Here is a 16,509-nt window from a genome sequence, read left to right on the forward strand (position 1 = left end):
GTAATTTTATGCTAAATGCTAACAATAAGGTTAATTACGAACCTAAACAAAAGGAAAAAAAATATAGCTTATCCACTGTGCTTGCTTGGCTATATCTAAAAACAATTGGACGAATGTTGCCAGAAAAGTGGAATCAATGGGCAAAGAGTATCCTACATTACAATATTGCAGATAATGTGGTTCAGACTGATGATCTTTTAAATTCTAACAGAGAAAAGGAATTGAAGGATGAAAATGAGAGATTAAAAGAAAAGTTGAAAGAAGGTAGTAAGAAGGAGGAAAATCAGTCAAATTTAAATCAGGAATTAACTAAAAAAGAGAAAGAAATTACTAAACTTAAAGAACAAGTAAAATCATTAGGAGAGGAAAAAGAAATATTTGCTAAATTTTTTGCAGCACAAGCACAGCAGATTGAAGACTTAGAATTAGAAAATGAAGAGTTAAAGTCTAAACTTGCAGGACTTAAAAAGAACTATAGTGAATTGGTAAAAATTGCACGAAAAAGAGGAGAAGAATTTTTAGCACAGTTCAAGGAAAAGTCTGAGGAGATATTACATTTGCAGAAAGAATTAATTGAGTGCAGCAAAGAATTTGCAAATAAAATAGAAATGCTCTCAGTAGGGTTAGAAGAAAAAGATGGGAAAATAGGTAGTTTAACGCAATTAAATGAAAGATTAGAACAAGAGAAAAAGGAAATGGAGAATAAAAATAATGCACAACAGCAAACTATATTTACAAAAGACCAAAAAATAAAAGAACAAGACGATTTAATAAAGTCATTTCATGAAAATAAAGACATAAATGAAACTGTGAAGAAAGAGAATGAAAACCTACGAGTGCAAAAAACAGAACTTGAGAATGAAGTTAGTAAGTTAGAAGACGAATCTAATGCTAAAATAAAGGAATTAAAAAATCAACTTGAGGAGAAACAAGCAGAATTAGAACAAGCTAAGAAAAAAAATACTGAAGTAGAGGACCTTACAAGAGAATTGGAAAGTACTCAGCAACAATTAGAGCAAGAAAAGACTAATCTAAATACCATTGAAAAAGAGAAAAAAGACTTAGAAGGTGGAGTTAAAGAATTGAAAGAAAAATTACAGATATTAGAAAAAAATAGTGCTGAAATAGAAAAACAAAAGACCGATTTAGAGAAAAAATTAGAGTCTTCACAAAGAGAGAATAAAAAGTTACAAAAACAAGTTGAACATCTGAGTCAAGAACGAGAAAAAGCAACAAGTATCGCAATATCTTCTGTTGAAAATAATGTAGAAACACTTAGTGAAACATTAAAAAATCAACAGATTGAAAGTTCAATAGCTGAAGATGGACCACAAGAGTTAAAAGAAAAGTCAAATAATGTTGATACAAAATTAGAAGGGATTGATGAAAAAACTAAAGCACAAGCAAAAACTAAAGAGGTAGATAAAGTTAGTACAGTATCTATTGCAAAATCAACTGCTTATTCTATAATTCCAAAGAGTTTATCTAAGCTTCGCGGGAATAAGAATCTCGATAAATTTTTATCTGATCAAAATGAAAAATTGAAAAAAAGTTTTCCTGAATTTAAAGGAGAACACTTTTGCCATAACGTGCTTGAGGAAACTATAAAGTCTCTATCAAATCAAGGTGATGGTAAATTTGAAAGTGATAAGTTACTTGCACTGTTGGAAGAGAATTTGATTAAATCTGGAAGAGCGATCATAGAAACTCAAGTTAACAAAGTTGTTATAGAAGTTGGTAAAAAACATTCTATCGAACAGGTATTTTTTGTTGAAGAGTGTGCAAAAGGGTTATATTTAAATGAAGAAGATAGTAAATCAATACTAAATTCTTTCACAGATTTTTTGGCTAACAGAAATGATAGCAATAATGATTCAGTCAAAAAATTTGTTGTGCAGAAGTTAACGGAAGCTGAAATGAAATGTTTTTCAGATAAGATTCAAGGATTACAACTAGCATCAAGCATACGAGATAAATTTTTATCTCCAGATCAGAAAATGTGCGTTCAAACTTCAAAAGAAAACAATGAATATGAATTAACAGATAAAGCTAAAAAAGAATACACACCTAACTCTTCCATGAGTCACACTAATAGCACTCCGGTAAGTGTGAAGCAAGAAGCAAGGTCTAGATAAAACTTTTAGCATAAAGCAACAGCTCCTCCTTTGTTAAAGTGTAGGAGCTGTCTTCCCAGTGTTGTCGTAGCAATTCTAAGTTTCTACCTAAACTTTTTCCTGGTTGGTGACCTATGATTATTAAATCATCCCCAGATAAAGGAAATTTTGGAACATTGAATATATTGGCAAATAAAATATACTCATCAACATTTGTTCCAGACTCAATACCACAAATCTTCATTAAGTCACAATATAATTCCTTACCAAATAAAGATATATATTTCTTTTGCTCTTTTTCTGAAAGCTCTGTTTTGATATTGTTTGATAATAAAAATAATATTTTTTTCTTTTGCTTATTTGAAAGACGTAAAAACTTGCTCACTTCTTCCCCAAGACTCGCTCTATCTTCAGCAGTCCTAATAAGCAAAGCTAATTTTGTTAGTGCATCGATTGTGGGATCTAGGAAAGGCGTATGGACATACGCTGAGGGTTTTATAGGAGGTTTAGTGTTGATAAGAAGTGGTGAAGATAAAATTTCGCATTTTACTTCTTTTGGAATAATTTTTTGTAAAACATCAGATTTTTGCATGCTCTTAAGTGTTGGAGCAGGATCATTGCATTCCAAGAGTTTAAATATTTCTTCTCTTATTCTCTCTCCAGAGAGGTTTTGAATCATGTGCGAATGCTTTTTGCACACATCCAATATTTCATCACTTAAATCTCCTATGCATATTTTAGCGTGAAAACGAAACGCTCTTAAAATACGTAGATAGTCTTCCTTAATCCTATCTTCAGCGTTACCTATAAAGTTTAACTTTCGTGTTTTTAAGTCCTGAATGCCACCAAAGTAGTCGTATATATGGCCATGCTTGTCCGCATAAAGAGCATTAAACGTAAAGTCGCGCCTTGAAGCATCAGCTTGCCAATCATTAGTAAATTCTACCTTCGCATGTCTACCGTCACACTTTATATCATGCCTTAGCGTTGTAATCTCAAAGGATCTTTTATTTAAAATCGCAGTAATAGTTCCATGTTTTAAGCCAGTTGGAATAGTTTTTATGTTACGGAGTTTTAACGCTTTAACTGCTTGATTAGGCAGCAGATTAGTAGCAAGATCGATGTCGTGAATGTCACGCTGTAAAATTGAATCTCTAACACATCCACCAACAAGCCTTGCCTCACCACCAAATTTCTCTATGGCCTCAATAATTATACTAACTTCGTGATCAATTTTCATATATATCATGTTACACAAAATGAAAAATTTTCGCAAAAAGCCTCATATAAAAATATACAAGCGGAGTGGTAAAATAAGGGGGTAAAGTAAAAGTAAGTCTACAACAAACCCAGTGCCTAGAAACTTATAAGTATAAAAGTAATGTTAAAATACAATGTTTTCGATGATTATAAAAAAGCTGGATGAGCCACTTGCATGACACCTTTGTAGCCTTCTCTTGTCATCCCAATACCTGCTCAAGTAACTGACACTGGTTCCCTTTATGATGGTGTTATCCGAGTAGCTCATCCAGATTTTTATCAGGAACGTTGATTACTCTTTATTCTTCGCCCTTCCTGCACGTTTACGTTCATTTGGATCGAGGAACTTCTTACGCAAACGTATAGATTTTGGAGTTACTTCTACCAATTCATCATCGTCTATATATGCTATCATATCCTCCAGTGTCATTATTTTTGGTGGAGTAAGCTTTATAGCTTCATCGCTACCTGAAGCTCTTACGTTTGTTAATTGCTTACCTTTAAGTACATTTATTTCTAAATCATTGTCACGACTATGCTGACCGACAATCATACCACAATATACCTTATCTTGTGGCTTAACAAACATAATTCCCCTATCTTGCAGATTGAAAATTGCATACGCTACTGCTTCGCCTTTGTCTGTTGAAATTAAAACCCCATTACGCCTTCCGGAAATTGAACCTTTATGTGGAGCATAACTGTGAAATAAACGGTTGATTATACCAGTGCCGCGAGAATCAGTTAAAAATTCTCCTTGATAGCCAATTAATCCCCTTGATGGCACTAAAAATGTCAACCTAGTTCTGCCACTACCAGAAGGTCTCATGTCAGTTACTTCACCTTTTCGAAAGCTAAGTTTTTCCATGATGATTCCACTATACTCATCATCTACATCAATTACTACTTCCTCTATAGGTTCAAGTTTTTTGCCATCTTCTTCTTTAAACAGCACTCGAGGCCGTGAAACTGAAAGTTCAAAACCTTCCCTTCTCATATTTTCAATCAGTACCCCAAGCTGCAACTCACCACGTCCACCTACTTCAAATGCTTCACCACTTGGAGCCAAAGTTACAGTAATTGCAACGTTTGTTTCTGCTTCTGCATATAAACGATCTTTTATAACAGTTGAGGTAAGTTTTGTTCCCTCTTGCCCAGCAAAAGGTGAGTCATTCACGCTTATAGTAATCGCCATTGTTGGCGGGTCAACTGGAGTTGAGCTGATCGCAGTTGTAACTTCTGGTGCTGCTATAGTGTCTGAAACTGAAGCTTTCTCAAGTCCTGCAATGGCAATGATATCACCAGCTACAGCTTGCTCTACTGGAACGCGTTTTAAGCCAGAAAATGAGAGTAACTTAGTTAATCTCCCTCGCTCAACCACTTGACCATCAAGATCAATTACCTTAAGATCTGAGTTAACTTGCGCGATTCCTTGGTAAATCTTTCCTGTCAATATTCTGCCAAGAAATTTATCAGATTCAAGTAAAGTAACTAGCATAGCAAAAGGTGCATTTTGATCATAAACGGAAGGTTTTATGTAATCTATCACCGTTGAAAATAATGGGCTTAAATCTTTTCTTTCATCAGATAGCTCCTTAGCACACCAACCATTTCTACCTGAAGCATAGAGTACTGGAAAATCTAGTTGCTCGTTGGTTGCATCAAGGTTAAAAAATAACTCATATATTTCATTTAGTACTTCATCAATTCTGCTGTCTGGTCGATCAACCTTATTGATTATCACAATCGGTTTTAAATTTGCCTTTAGTGCTTTTGACAACACAAACTTAGTCTGTGGCATTGGACCTTCTGCAGCATCAACCAGTAGTAATACACCATCTGCCATGCAGAGCACCCTTTCCACTTCTCCACCAAAATCCGCATGTCCTGGTGTATCAATGATATTGATTTTCTCATCACCCCACATTATTGACGTACATTTTGCAAGTATTGTAATCCCACGTTCACGTTCTTGATCACCACTATCCATCACTCGTTCTTGAACTTCTTGATTCTCACGAAACGTGCCACTTTGTTTTAACATGTTATCAAGTAAAGTAGTTTTTCCGTGGTCAACGTGTGCAATTATTGCAATATTGCGGATTGATTTAAATTCACTCATTTCTTATCATTTCAAATTTAATTTAATAACAAGTATACGTATAATATATTTAGAGTAAATAACTAAAGCCGTGCTTTCAGAGTATTTTAGGCAGATCATGGAACTCTAACAAAAAGGTTTCATGTTCGCTGTACTTTGTAGCAACTAACACCAAGACAAAGAAGAATCTTGCTTTAGCAGTACATTTATATAAAATTAAAATAAACTAAAGTAATCATTTAAATGCTAACAAGATTCGCTCCAAGCCCAACTGGCTACCTACATGTAGGAAACATACGCACTGCACTCATTTGTTGGATGTACACACGTAATCAAAATGGAAAATTTTTACTACGTTTTGATGATACTGATCTTGAGCGTTCAGATATCAAATATGTAGATAATATCATAGAAGACCTAAAATGGATTGGCATAAATTGGAATTCAAGTTTTAAGCAATCAGAGCGTTTTGAGCGCTATAACGAGGTGTTCTTACAGTTAATGAAAGAAGGTCATATTTATGCATGTTATGAAACAAGAGAAGAATTAGACACTAAACGAAAATTGCAATTAAAACAAGGTCTTCCCCCTGTTTACGATAAAGGTGCGTTGCTTTTAACTGAGCAAGAGAAAATTCGTTATGAGCAAGAAGGACGAAAACCACATTTCAGATTTAAATTGGATAGAAATAAAACTGTAAAATGGAATGATGAAGTTAAAGGCGAAATAAATATTGCAACAATTCATATCAGCGATCCTGTAGTAAAAAGAGAAGATGGAATTTATACGTACATGCTACCTTCTGTTATTGATGACATTGACTTTAATGTAACCCATGTTGTACGTGGGGAAGATCATGTAACTAATACCGCAGTTCAGATTCAAATGATTCAAGCATTAAAAGCGAAAATTCCTATCTTTGCCCACCTTCCCTTACTACACTTTGATGATAGCAAAATATCGAAACGGAAAGGCGGGCTGGATATTAAGTCCATAAGAGAAGATGAGATTGAATCAATGGCGCTAACTAGCTATTTAGCAAAGCTTGGAACATCTGATCCGATAGAAGCTTATATTGATATGCAGTCTTTAATTGACTCATTTGATATCAAAAAATTTAGTTCAGCATCTTTACAATTCAGCTTGAGTGAAATGTATAAGCTAAATAGCAAAGTGCTACAACAAATGCCATTTGAAATGGTGCAAGATCGTTTAAGTCAAATTGGCTCAGAGTTTTGGTATTTTATAAGGAGTAATATAGAAAAGTTTTCTGAAGTGGCCAAATGGTGGAAAATATGCAAATTTGGTATAGAACCTGTGGTTCTTAATAAAGAGTTTATAAAAATAGCGCTAAGCACATTACCTCAAGGTGATTGTAATGAAAACACATTATCAGAGTGGGTTAAAAATATTCGACAGACAATTGATATAAAGGCAAAAGATCTATTTATGCAGTTGCGCCTCGCTTTAACAGGAACAGAAACAGGTCCAGAACTCGCTAAATTATTAATTTTTATCGGTAGAGAGAGCATTATTGCAAGGTTAGAAGAAAGCCAAAGAATTATACAAAAGGTTTAAATGCACCGAATGTATTTTGAATGACACCAATAAACATTGTTCAGAAAATGTGAAAATATTAGATTTCTTGTCATTCCAGTTTCTGCTCCTGTCATTCAAGTAGCTAACACTGGAATCCATAATCTCGCCAAAACGTTGTATTTTAAAATAACTTCTATACATATCCCATATTTCTGGATCCCAGTGGGCTTTGTTGCATAACACTTCATGTAGTGGTGATTTACGACAAATTCATGTAACTATTTCAAATTTAGCCATACCAAAATCAGTAAATTTGTTAAGCAAATAACACTTGAGTAGCAGTTCCTTCTCACGATTAATCTCAGATTTGTTACGAAAATTAAATCCGAATATTTGTTTCAGTCGCGAGAAAAAACTTTCTATATAAGATCTTTTTCCGTAGTTTATTTGCCTTTTCCACATCTTTATATTATCTTTATCATATGATTTTATTAGTCTAATTGCAGCATTTCTCTCTGCCATATAGTCTAACTTTGGATGCTCTACTGCATTATTTTGCAGAGGAATTTTTGTCTTTATCCCAAGTTCATTGCACAATTTATATAATTTCTTTCGGTTATATGCCCTATCTCCATACAGTGTGCTTATATTGAGCTTCAACTCTTTCAATAAGATCACAGGTTCCGTAATGATCAGAATAAACTCCTCTACTATATTTTGCAGCTATGACTTTTTTGCTACCTATCTCCAGCATTACATGCAGCTTTCTTACCTGTTTATAACTGCGATACTTCGCTATTTTCCTTACTGTGACCAGGGGTATTATCTGATACTTGTACTATCTATGGCAATTTCAATACCTTCCGTATCATTTTTGTTAACTCTACAGTCACTGATCTTAATATTGAGTTTTCTAAACCTCCTTGAAGCTTGTGAATAGCTGATAATCTGCAAATTTTTTCCTATTTGCTGCAAATACCCTTCTATAAACCCTACCGTTTGTCTTAAGCCAATTCTAAAGAGATTAGCGACTATATGCACTAAAATCACAACTTTATCGCTATAAATATAGTTGCCACCAGCCATTTTTGGACCTTTTTCGTACCAATTCTCAATTGCTTCATTAATAAAATGAAAAATATTTCCCCTCTCTTGGAGAAATTTGTTATATTCATGGCAGTTACTGACTCTCATTTTTTGTGACATATTTTTCTTTCGTAGGTTAAATGCTTGTCTTATAGTGAATTTTGTCAGTAACTGCTAGCTCTTTTTACTTGAGTGATGCAACAAAGCCATCCCAGTGTCAGCTACTTTCATGACAACATTTAGTTGTTTTTTCTCGTCTACCTTATTTTACTACTCTGCTGAACGAATAACACCAATAGTTAATCTCATGCTGAAAGATCATTTTATGGTCCAAGTCAGTTCTTTTACAAGTCACTTCCAAGCTCATCAAATTTTCTAAGATCTTCTTAAGTTCTGAAAGTTGCAAACTTTTCAAATGAGATTTAAAACTCTGCAATTGTTTGAAGAACAATGGAGGACTCAGCTGGTCAATTGCAGCTTGTTCATTCATTCCATTTTGTATTAACAGCAAAACGCTTTCTAGCCGTAGAAAATAATTTGATATAATACGGATTAATGCTATCGGTGAAAAATTCTCTTGTAATATCAATACATCGGAAATTTTGATGAATTGTCCCATGTCTTTACTCACTATTGCAGAGCACAGATTATCAAGTGTAACATAATCATTGCCGGAGGTTGAAAAGCATAGATCTATATCAGCAAGTTTAAGATCTTTTCTTTTTCCTAGATATAAAACTAATTTTTCAAGCTCTGAATATATAGGCAGTTTGCTATGATTAAAATAAGACTGCAAGTGGTAGATTATCTCACTTGTGCACTCTATATCATTTTGTTTCAAGTAACTTGATATAATATCACAAAGATTACTACCGCTGTCCTTATAGCAGGTAATGACACCGAAAATTTTTGAGCTTTCCATATAACTTTTAGTTGTAGAACTATATGGAAGATCATTTGCTATCATTACTATATAATGATCGCCTATATTATGATCCAATATGTTTCTTAACTCTTTAGATATACTTCCACTGACATTTATCAGCTTAACTAACCTTTTTTTAGTAAACATCGAAATGTTTGCCAACTCGGAAAATAACAAGCCAGGCGACTTATTCACTACTGCAAAATCCATCACCTGAACTGAATACTCATTCAAGTTGGCAATTATTTCCTGTACAAAAATATCGACCTTACTATTGTCACTCCCATGAATTAATACACCACTTAAAGTATCCGGTTTCTCAAGGAATTTTTTAACTTTAGATGGCGTGATTCTCATGCCATCTATATTATATTATCACTATTTGGTGGTACATCATTTGATTGCACATCAGTTTCCAACAATTCTGAGCTTTCTTGATTTGCTGTATTCTGCATATCATCAGACACTTCTTTCTTTCCCGTAACATAATTATAAAAATTTTTTATAGGCTGTCCTATATATCTAGAAAAAAATCCTTCGGCCATATCTTTCACTCCACAAATTAACAATTAGCACATAAAAACAACGTAGCAAAAACTACTTTACGCTCAGATAGTTACACTCATTTGTTAATGAATTATGAACTTCCGAGACCAAAATTAAGTCGATCTACTTAACACCAATCTTATAAAATAAGCAATGATTAAATACACAGCTGCGATAAGTATAATTGCAGGTCCAGTTAATAAGTCAAAACTTGCAGATAATATCAAACCTGATACTCCAGAAATCACAGAAAAAACTGTTGCAACAATAATCATTTGCATTGGAGTTTTTGAAATGAGTCTTGCTGATGCAGCAGGTATTAACAAAAATGCAGCAATGAGTAATATTCCTATTAATTGAGCAGAAATTGCAATAAAGATAGCGAGTATAATCAAAAATTCTAGCCTAACAAAATTAACATTTACTTTCTCAACTGTTGCCAAATCTTGATTAATCGAAATCATCAGCCAATAGCGCCATCTAAATATTAATATCAAAGTAACTATTACGGAGGTTAGAAAAATTGATATTATATTACTTTGGTCAATCATTAATATGTCACCAAAAAGTGAGCTAATAATACTATTATTACCTGATGGAAGAAAAGACATAAGTATTAAACTCGATGATAAAACTACATTGGTAACTATGTTCAATATCGTATCAGCAGAGTATAATTTATTAAAATTAAGAGAAAGTAGTATAGCAAACATAATTGCAATGAGCATTATACTTACCGATGGGCTGATATTAAAGATCAAAGCAAGTGCAATACCAAGCAATGAAGAATGGGACAAACTATCACCCAAATACGATAACCTTTGCCATATCATAAATGACCCTAGAGCTCCTGTGACTAGGCTAATCATAATTACCGCAATTAGACTGTTTATAAAAAAACTCTGTGTAAATATCTCTAACATGCTATCAGATAACTGACAACAAATCTATCTTCAGATATTAAAACGTTATGGGTTCTGCATGCAGAACCCGTCGTCATAAATTCAAAATTTAAATTCTTTTGCTCCATAAGATAAGACTTCATTGAACAATCGCGTATCTTACCAGTACCTATTATCAAAATCTCTATTTCCTCTGTTAAAAAAGATTTAAAATACTCCTTGTTATTTATATCACTTTCTTTCAATTCAATCACCTTTTCAGGAAAAATTATAATTGAGCCATGATATTCTTGATTATTTACCCAAAATCTTTCTTCCCTGTAACCATCTATAAGATTTTTCTTCTTGGAAATTAAGGGCATAAATCAAACCATTAATTCCGTGTCGCACACCCACCATTCTGGATATTCCTTTTTGATATTTGCCGCTGCAGCTTTTGCACTTTCTTCACTATCAAACATTCCAAAACACCCTACACCACTACCTGACATACGAGAAAGTATAGAGCCTTCTTGTGACTCTAGTGTTGATATTACATTCTGAATTTCAGGTACAAGACTTATTGCTGCTTCTTGCAGGTCATTTTTTGTCTCTTGAAGAAGCTCTAACAAATTCTCCTCAGTGTTATCACTCCACTTAATTGGCTGAGAGAAATCCTCTTTATACTTGGAAAATACTTCTGATGTATTCAAAAACTTTTTTTTCGGTTTCACAAGTACCAGACTTGTGGGTAAAGAGCATTGTTTAATGGGGCATAATTCCTCACCAACACCTCTGACAAAAACTGGCTTACTATCTATACTTGCAGGTACATCAGCACCAACGCTTAAAGCTATATCATTTAAAAATTGCCTATCAATGTTCCAAAGCTCTCCCAGCATGCGTATCACAGCTCCAGCATCTGAGGAACCACTACCAAATCCCGCAGCAATTGGTACATTTTTTACAACCTTCACAGTGACTTTAGTGCGTACAGGAGCATGCCTAAGCAGTAGACTCACTGCTCTCGTTATAGTATTATATCGATAATTTATTCTAAACTCAGAATTTACAAATTCAACTGTAGAGTTATCATATCTAAAGTTTTTTTCTCCTACTTTTATCTCTAAAAAATTAGAAAGTTTAGCAAAGACAACCAAACTTTCAATTAAATGATACCCTCTTTCTTCTCTATTTATAATATGTAAAAAAAGATTGATCTTTGCAGGAGCCTTTACACAAAAACTTTCCATCTGTATATCTTCACTAACACTATCTTATTTACTATACTTGAAATGCCACTTCAGTCAAACTTTATACACTCCTAATGAGATCAAATGCCATAAATCCTAACTTCTCTGTATGGGTAAGTGCATCAGCTGGTACAGGTAAAACAAAGATCTTAATAGACAGAGTATTAAGACTTCTATTAGAGAATAAGAGAAATATTCTCTGCTTAACATTCACCAATGCTGCAGCAAATGAAATGGAGGATCGCATTTACAGTACACTTAGTAAGTGGGCAATATATCCAGAGGGTATATTGGTCGCAGATTTAGAACAATTAGCCCAGTGTGTAACCAGAGAAAATAAAGATTATTTAACAAGAGCAAGAAGGCTTTTTTCTGAACTGGAAAATCTTGGTCTTAATATTCAAACTATACACGCCTTTTGTTACAAATTAATCTCCAGCTTTCCTACAGAAGCTGGTATCGCTCCAAATTGTACGTTGAGCGAATGTAAAGAATTGCATTCCATCATATTTGAAAAAACGCTTCATAATGAAACTGTGCAGGACGATATAAATATCATTGCAGCTGAATTTGATGAAAACAAGCTGAGTGATTTGCTCTATACCTTATGTATAAAGAGATCAGCTCTAGAAAATAATTTAGGGTATATCAAAGATAAACTAAGTGCCCCAGATAAGATTCACGATTTACAGAGTGAAACGATTGAGCAGATAAAAAGATTAGCTAAAATATTAAGTGAGGGCAGCAAAAGAGATCAGAGTTACAGTGCGATACTTTATGATTGGTGTAATAGCAGAAAATCGTCCGTACCAAATGTTGTCATCCCAGTGCTTGACACTGGGACCCAAAAAAAAAGAAATATGGATCCCAGTGTCAGCTACTTGGATGACAACAAGATAGAGAACTTAGCTAAAGTATTTCTCAAATCAGAATCGTACGAAAAAAAGAGCATATCATCCATTATAACAAAGGGTGCTTTGGAAAAATTTGAAGACGTAGAGCAAATGATAGAAAGCATTCAAAATGCATTGTTTACCCATGTAAAGGACATAAATTCTTATCAAATATTCGGAAGAACCAGTAGTTTACTTAGTATATTTAAAGTATATGTTGATCTATATAATAGTGAAAAATCAAAGAATGCACTGCTTGATTATGATGATATCATCAATTTAGCAACAAATCTCCTTAGCAATCCAGGCTATAAAGATTGGATATTGTTTAATCTAGATCAAAAAATAGACCACATTCTTGTTGATGAGGCGCAAGACAATAGTATCAGTCAATGGAAAATTATAACAAATCTCTGCAATGAATTTTTTACCGGTGGTGACGAAAAGAGAACTTTATTCGTTGTTGGGGATGTAAAACAATCCATTTACAGATTTCAAGGAGCAAATCCCCATCTATTTAATTACATGCAGCAATATTTTCACACGAAAACCGGTGGCAGAGATTGGGTATCATGTCAACTTGAAAAGTCATTTCGCTCAACTCCAGAAGTTTTGATGCTTGTAGACAGAATATTTAACAATTTTCGTGAAGAAATATCTTTCAATGATAACAAGATAAAACATATTCCATATAGAGAAAACGATCAAGGATACATTGAAATTTGGCCGTTACTGCCAAGATATGAAGAGGAAGAGCAGCAAGCCTTACAAATTCATTTAACACAGAGGAAAGATTATGTAGTAAAGGATCGATTACTTGCTCAGGCAATAGCCCAAAGAATTCACAATTGGTTAAACGAAGGGCGGATTTTAGTCGCCAAAGATCGTCATATAGAACCAAGGGATATTATGATTTTGGTACGGCAGCGAAATGTGTTAGTTGATTACATAATAAGTGAACTAAAAAAAGTAAATGTACCAGTTATAGGCCGAGATTATTTTAGAATTATGGATTACATAGCTGTGCAGGACTTAATAGCTTTAGCTGAATTTTTGCTCCTCCAGGCAAATGATCTTGCTCTTGCAAATGTTTTAAAATCACCGCTATTTAACTTCACTGAGGATGATTTATTCAATATTGCATACGATCGTAAAGAACAGTCGTTGTGGGAAAAACTTCAAGATTATCAGGAGATTATCTCTAATGAATTAAACTATCTAATTAATTTATCTCAGACAAAATCCCCCCTTACACTATTCACTCATATATTGCGCACAGGCAGGAAGAAATTTGCTGCAAGGCTAGGTCTTGAGTGCTTCGAGATTCTAGACGAATTTATGAACCTCGTATTGCAATTTGAGCACCCATCTCTTCAAGCATTTGTTCAGTGGATCAAAGAAAATAATCCTGAGATTAAAAACGATATGCAATCAAAACTCAATGCTGTACGAATAATGACAATTCATAAATCAAAAGGTCTACAAGCTCCAATAGTGTTTTTAGTTGACACAAATACGGTACCAAGAAACAGCGAAAATATTTTGTTTGATGCAACGGAAGCACCATTTTGGTGTGGCAAAAATAGTAATGCTTATTGTAATCAAGTAAAAAGAGAGAAAAAACTAGAGGATTATAACGAATATTTGCGTTTGCTGTACGTGGCACTTACGCGTGCTGAAGATGAGTTATACATTTTAGGCAAAGAGCCAGTGCAAAAGGGCTCTTGGTATGATCTAGTTATTCAATATGGAGCATTATATGAGAGGAAAAAACTATACTTACAGCCGATATTTAAAGAAAAAGTTGAAGTGCTATGCATGAATGCAAACTACCCTTCTATTTATAAAAAACGTGATTATTTTGATGTTCCAGTGATTTCACCTCCATCAAACCTATCAATGTCATTGCAGCACGTAACGCTGGAACCTGGAGAAAAAAAGCCAGTGTCAAGCACTGGGATGACAGATGAGAATGCTGGAATGACAAAAAGGAGCATTGGGACGACAGACAGCTATGCAAGAGGCTTAATAATTCACAGTATATTGCAATATATGCCCAAGATAGAGAAAGACAGGAGAAAAAATTGGGTTAGGAAATATCTTGATAGCATAAACACTAGTGAAGATAAGGATGAAATTTACAGCAAAATATTAACCTTTAATGAAAAATATGATTACCTGTTCGACTTGGAGGGCAAATCAGAAATTCCACTTAGTGGAACAATTGACGGAAAACCAGTATTAGTGCGGCTAGACAGACTGTGCATAACAGAAGACAAAGCAATCATAATTGACTATAAATCACACCATAACGTTTCTATTTCCTCATCAAATGAAATAAAAAAGCAAATGTTGATCTATAAAACCTTAGTGCAAGAAGTCTACCCAGATAAGCAGGTAGAGTGCGTGGTTATTTGGATGGAAGATTTAACCTTACAATCTTTGATCTAAACTCAAATGTTCGTATAGTAGCTACTTGCATTTGTTGTAAACTCACTTTTACTCTATAGTTATCTTTTTACTACTTTATCTATTTTCTGAACTGATTTTCGTACTAGAAAACATCCAATAAGAAGAATTATAAAAGGAGTAAACCATAAAATGTAGGTACTAGATTTTACAGGTGGTACAATGATAATTGAATCTCCATAAGAATTTTTTAACTCTGAAACTATTTGCTCGTTAGTATATCCATCACTGATCTTCTTGCGAATTGTCTTACGCACACCATATGCAACTTGAGACTCAGATTCGGATAATAATTCACCAGAGCATACTGGACACTTTATTACTGCAAATAAGCTACTTGCTCGCTCTTCCATGCTTTCGTCTCTTAGTTTATCATCCAAAGTAAAAGCATTTATGCTTAAATGGAATATCAATGTAAAAAGTAAGCTAATTACTATTCTCATTCTTGGTGAATTGAGTGATAAAATCAGTAGTGGATAATTTTCCAATAAAGCCTGAACCTACATTATTGTCGTACTTTATTGAAAATTGAATGTCGTTATTAGTGATTTTTTCTGATAAGGAAGATATTGATTTTTCCAATTTATCTGCAGTCTTTGAATCATTAGTCACAAACGAAATTAATTCTTTATAATTTGATATGGCTACATTGATTTTATCTTCAAATGAAGATGTAACTAAATTGTAATTACTTACTCCACCATTCGCAGCAATAGAAAAGTTATTACTCTCAATCAAAAATTTTTCTATGTTGAAATTAATCTTAGAAGCTGAAATATGGTTTACAAATTCATAATCTAATTTAGCGTCGACACTAAGGTAATTTTCAGGACTTGCAGTATGTTTATAACGGTAAGTATAAAAATCAAATTCTAGTTTAGTATTTTCATTCAGTTCTTTATCAAAGTGAAATTGAATGTAATTACTTTTATCATTCACTTCAGTTATAACACTTTGCTGATTTTCTAAAACATCACATTTTAATCCATAATCTTCGTAACGAAATGTATCTATATAGTCTATTACAGTGCTATTTCTGTTGAATTTTAATGAAGATAGTAAATCATTTAGTTTAACAACAAAGTGGCTACTCACGTGTGTGTGACACTTTATATTCTTTTTCTCATCACTACGGACAGCAATGTTTACTTTATTGCTTGGTATATAGATATATACTGACTTATCAAATAATCTGTTTTTTATCATTAAAGCTTCAGATGAAACAGTTAATTGCTCATTAGAAAATTTTGGATTCGTTACACGAAAAACTAGGTTAAAAGGAAACCCCTTAAAATCATGTGAAATATCAACTTTTTCGTCATTAATGTAATCAGTTAAAAGACTTTTTACCTTAAATGCAGAAAAATACCAAAAACCACTATAAGCTAGAGGAATAAACAAAGGTAAGGAGATGAGAATATAGATAAAAATTTTACGCATTA

The 16,509-nt window shown here is 33.5% G+C and carries 12 protein-coding genes and 1 pseudogene; 3 read left to right on the forward strand and 10 right to left on the reverse strand.

The features are described 5' to 3' along the window. Positions 1-8 precede the first annotated feature (8 nt). Positions 9-2,135, forward strand: a complete 2,127-nt coding sequence (locus tag OPR35_RS03275; RefSeq protein WP_265025001.1) for a hypothetical protein — start codon at positions 9-11, stop codon at positions 2,133-2,135. Here OPR35_RS03275 and OPR35_RS03280 read toward each other — a convergent pair. Then, a complete protein-coding gene (locus OPR35_RS03280; RefSeq protein WP_265025002.1) occupies positions 2,128-3,354 on the reverse strand; it encodes a CCA tRNA nucleotidyltransferase in 1,227 nt (408 codons plus the stop codon). The two genes, OPR35_RS03275 and OPR35_RS03280, sit on opposite strands and share 8 nt — an antisense overlap. Positions 3,355-3,666: 312 nt before the next feature. Beyond that, positions 3,667-5,496: a translational GTPase TypA gene (typA, locus tag OPR35_RS03285; protein WP_007302691.1), complete on the reverse strand. Its 1,830-nt coding sequence runs from the start codon at positions 5,494-5,496 to the stop codon at positions 3,667-3,669. 222 nt (positions 5,497-5,718) lie between these two features. Here typA and gltX point away from each other — a divergent pair, with 222 nt between their 5' ends. After that, positions 5,719-7,053: a glutamate--tRNA ligase gene (gltX, locus tag OPR35_RS03290; protein ID WP_052264733.1), complete on the forward strand. Its 1,335-nt coding sequence runs from the start codon at positions 5,719-5,721 to the stop codon at positions 7,051-7,053. A gap of 231 nt (positions 7,054-7,284) precedes the next feature. Here the strand turns inward: gltX and OPR35_RS07505 are convergent. The 6 genes and pseudogenes from OPR35_RS07505 to OPR35_RS03325 all read right to left on the reverse strand — a co-directional run bounded on the left by OPR35_RS07505 (position 7,285) and on the right by OPR35_RS03325 (position 11,705). Beyond that, positions 7,285-8,220: pseudogene (locus tag OPR35_RS07505) on the reverse strand (IS5 family transposase). A 142-nt stretch (positions 8,221-8,362) separates the two neighbouring features. Then, entirely contained in the window at positions 8,363-9,382 is a 1,020-nt protein-coding gene (holA, locus tag OPR35_RS03305; protein WP_007302689.1) for a DNA polymerase III subunit delta, read from the reverse strand. A gap of 5 nt (positions 9,383-9,387) precedes the next feature. Further along, on the reverse strand, positions 9,388-9,570 hold the full coding sequence (locus OPR35_RS03310; RefSeq protein ID WP_007302688.1) for a hypothetical protein: 183 nt from the start codon (positions 9,568-9,570) through the stop codon (positions 9,388-9,390). 114 nt (positions 9,571-9,684) lie between these two features. Then, the gene (locus tag OPR35_RS03315) at positions 9,685-10,494 is read right to left on the reverse strand and encodes a metal ABC transporter permease (RefSeq protein WP_015588476.1); all 810 of its coding nucleotides are present in this window, start codon (positions 10,492-10,494) and stop codon (positions 9,685-9,687) included. Beyond that, positions 10,488-10,835 carry an Mth938-like domain-containing protein gene (locus tag OPR35_RS03320; protein ID WP_007302686.1) on the reverse strand — a complete coding sequence of 116 codons (348 nt, stop codon included), beginning with the start codon at positions 10,833-10,835 and terminating at the stop codon, positions 10,488-10,490. Before OPR35_RS03320 ends, OPR35_RS03315 begins: the two co-directional genes overlap by 7 nt. 3 nt (positions 10,836-10,838) lie before the next feature. Continuing rightward, a complete protein-coding gene (locus tag OPR35_RS03325; RefSeq protein ID WP_265025003.1) occupies positions 10,839-11,705 on the reverse strand; it encodes a 4-(cytidine 5'-diphospho)-2-C-methyl-D-erythritol kinase in 867 nt (288 codons plus the stop codon). 74 nt (positions 11,706-11,779) lie between these two features. On the opposite strand from OPR35_RS03325, the gene OPR35_RS03330 reads away from it, so the two are divergent. Continuing rightward, positions 11,780-15,049: a UvrD-helicase domain-containing protein gene (locus OPR35_RS03330; protein ID WP_265025004.1), complete on the forward strand. Its 3,270-nt coding sequence runs from the start codon at positions 11,780-11,782 to the stop codon at positions 15,047-15,049. A 59-nt stretch (positions 15,050-15,108) separates the two neighbouring features. Here OPR35_RS03330 and OPR35_RS03335 read toward each other — a convergent pair whose 3' ends face one another. Further along, the gene (locus tag OPR35_RS03335; protein ID WP_012481753.1) at positions 15,109-15,510 is read right to left on the reverse strand and encodes a cytochrome c-type biogenesis protein; all 402 of its coding nucleotides are present in this window, start codon (positions 15,508-15,510) and stop codon (positions 15,109-15,111) included. Next, positions 15,494-16,507 carry a hypothetical protein gene (locus tag OPR35_RS03340; protein ID WP_007302682.1) on the reverse strand — a complete coding sequence of 338 codons (1,014 nt, stop codon included), beginning with the start codon at positions 16,505-16,507 and terminating at the stop codon, positions 15,494-15,496. Before OPR35_RS03340 ends, OPR35_RS03335 begins: the two co-directional genes overlap by 17 nt. Between the last annotated feature and the right edge of the window lie 2 nt (positions 16,508-16,509).

Source organism: Wolbachia endosymbiont (group B) of Protocalliphora azurea (genome assembly GCF_947251865.1).
Lineage (GTDB): Bacteria > Pseudomonadota > Alphaproteobacteria > Rickettsiales > Anaplasmataceae > Wolbachia.

Excerpts from the sequence above, each read along its gene's own strand:
- OPR35_RS03275 (WP_265025001.1), top strand. The coding sequence starts at position 9 with ATGCTAAATGCTAACAATAAGGTTAATTACGAACCTAAACAAAAGGAA.
- OPR35_RS03280 (WP_265025002.1), bottom strand. The coding sequence starts at position 3,354 with ATGAAAATTGATCACGAAGTTAGTATAATTATTGAGGCCATAGAGAAA.
- typA (WP_007302691.1), bottom strand. The coding sequence starts at position 5,496 with ATGAGTGAATTTAAATCAATCCGCAATATTGCAATAATTGCACACGTT.
- gltX (WP_052264733.1), top strand. The coding sequence starts at position 5,719 with ATGCTAACAAGATTCGCTCCAAGCCCAACTGGCTACCTACATGTAGGA.
- holA (WP_007302689.1), bottom strand. The coding sequence starts at position 9,382 with ATGAGAATCACGCCATCTAAAGTTAAAAAATTCCTTGAGAAACCGGAT.
- OPR35_RS03310 (WP_007302688.1), bottom strand. The coding sequence starts at position 9,570 with ATGGCCGAAGGATTTTTTTCTAGATATATAGGACAGCCTATAAAAAAT.
- OPR35_RS03315 (WP_015588476.1), bottom strand. The coding sequence starts at position 10,494 with ATGTTAGAGATATTTACACAGAGTTTTTTTATAAACAGTCTAATTGCG.
- OPR35_RS03320 (WP_007302686.1), bottom strand. The coding sequence starts at position 10,835 with ATGCCCTTAATTTCCAAGAAGAAAAATCTTATAGATGGTTACAGGGAA.
- OPR35_RS03325 (WP_265025003.1), bottom strand. The coding sequence starts at position 11,705 with ATGGAAAGTTTTTGTGTAAAGGCTCCTGCAAAGATCAATCTTTTTTTA.
- OPR35_RS03330 (WP_265025004.1), top strand. The coding sequence starts at position 11,780 with ATGAGATCAAATGCCATAAATCCTAACTTCTCTGTATGGGTAAGTGCA.
- OPR35_RS03335 (WP_012481753.1), bottom strand. The coding sequence starts at position 15,510 with ATGAGAATAGTAATTAGCTTACTTTTTACATTGATATTCCATTTAAGC.
- OPR35_RS03340 (WP_007302682.1), bottom strand. The coding sequence starts at position 16,507 with ATGCGTAAAATTTTTATCTATATTCTCATCTCCTTACCTTTGTTTATT.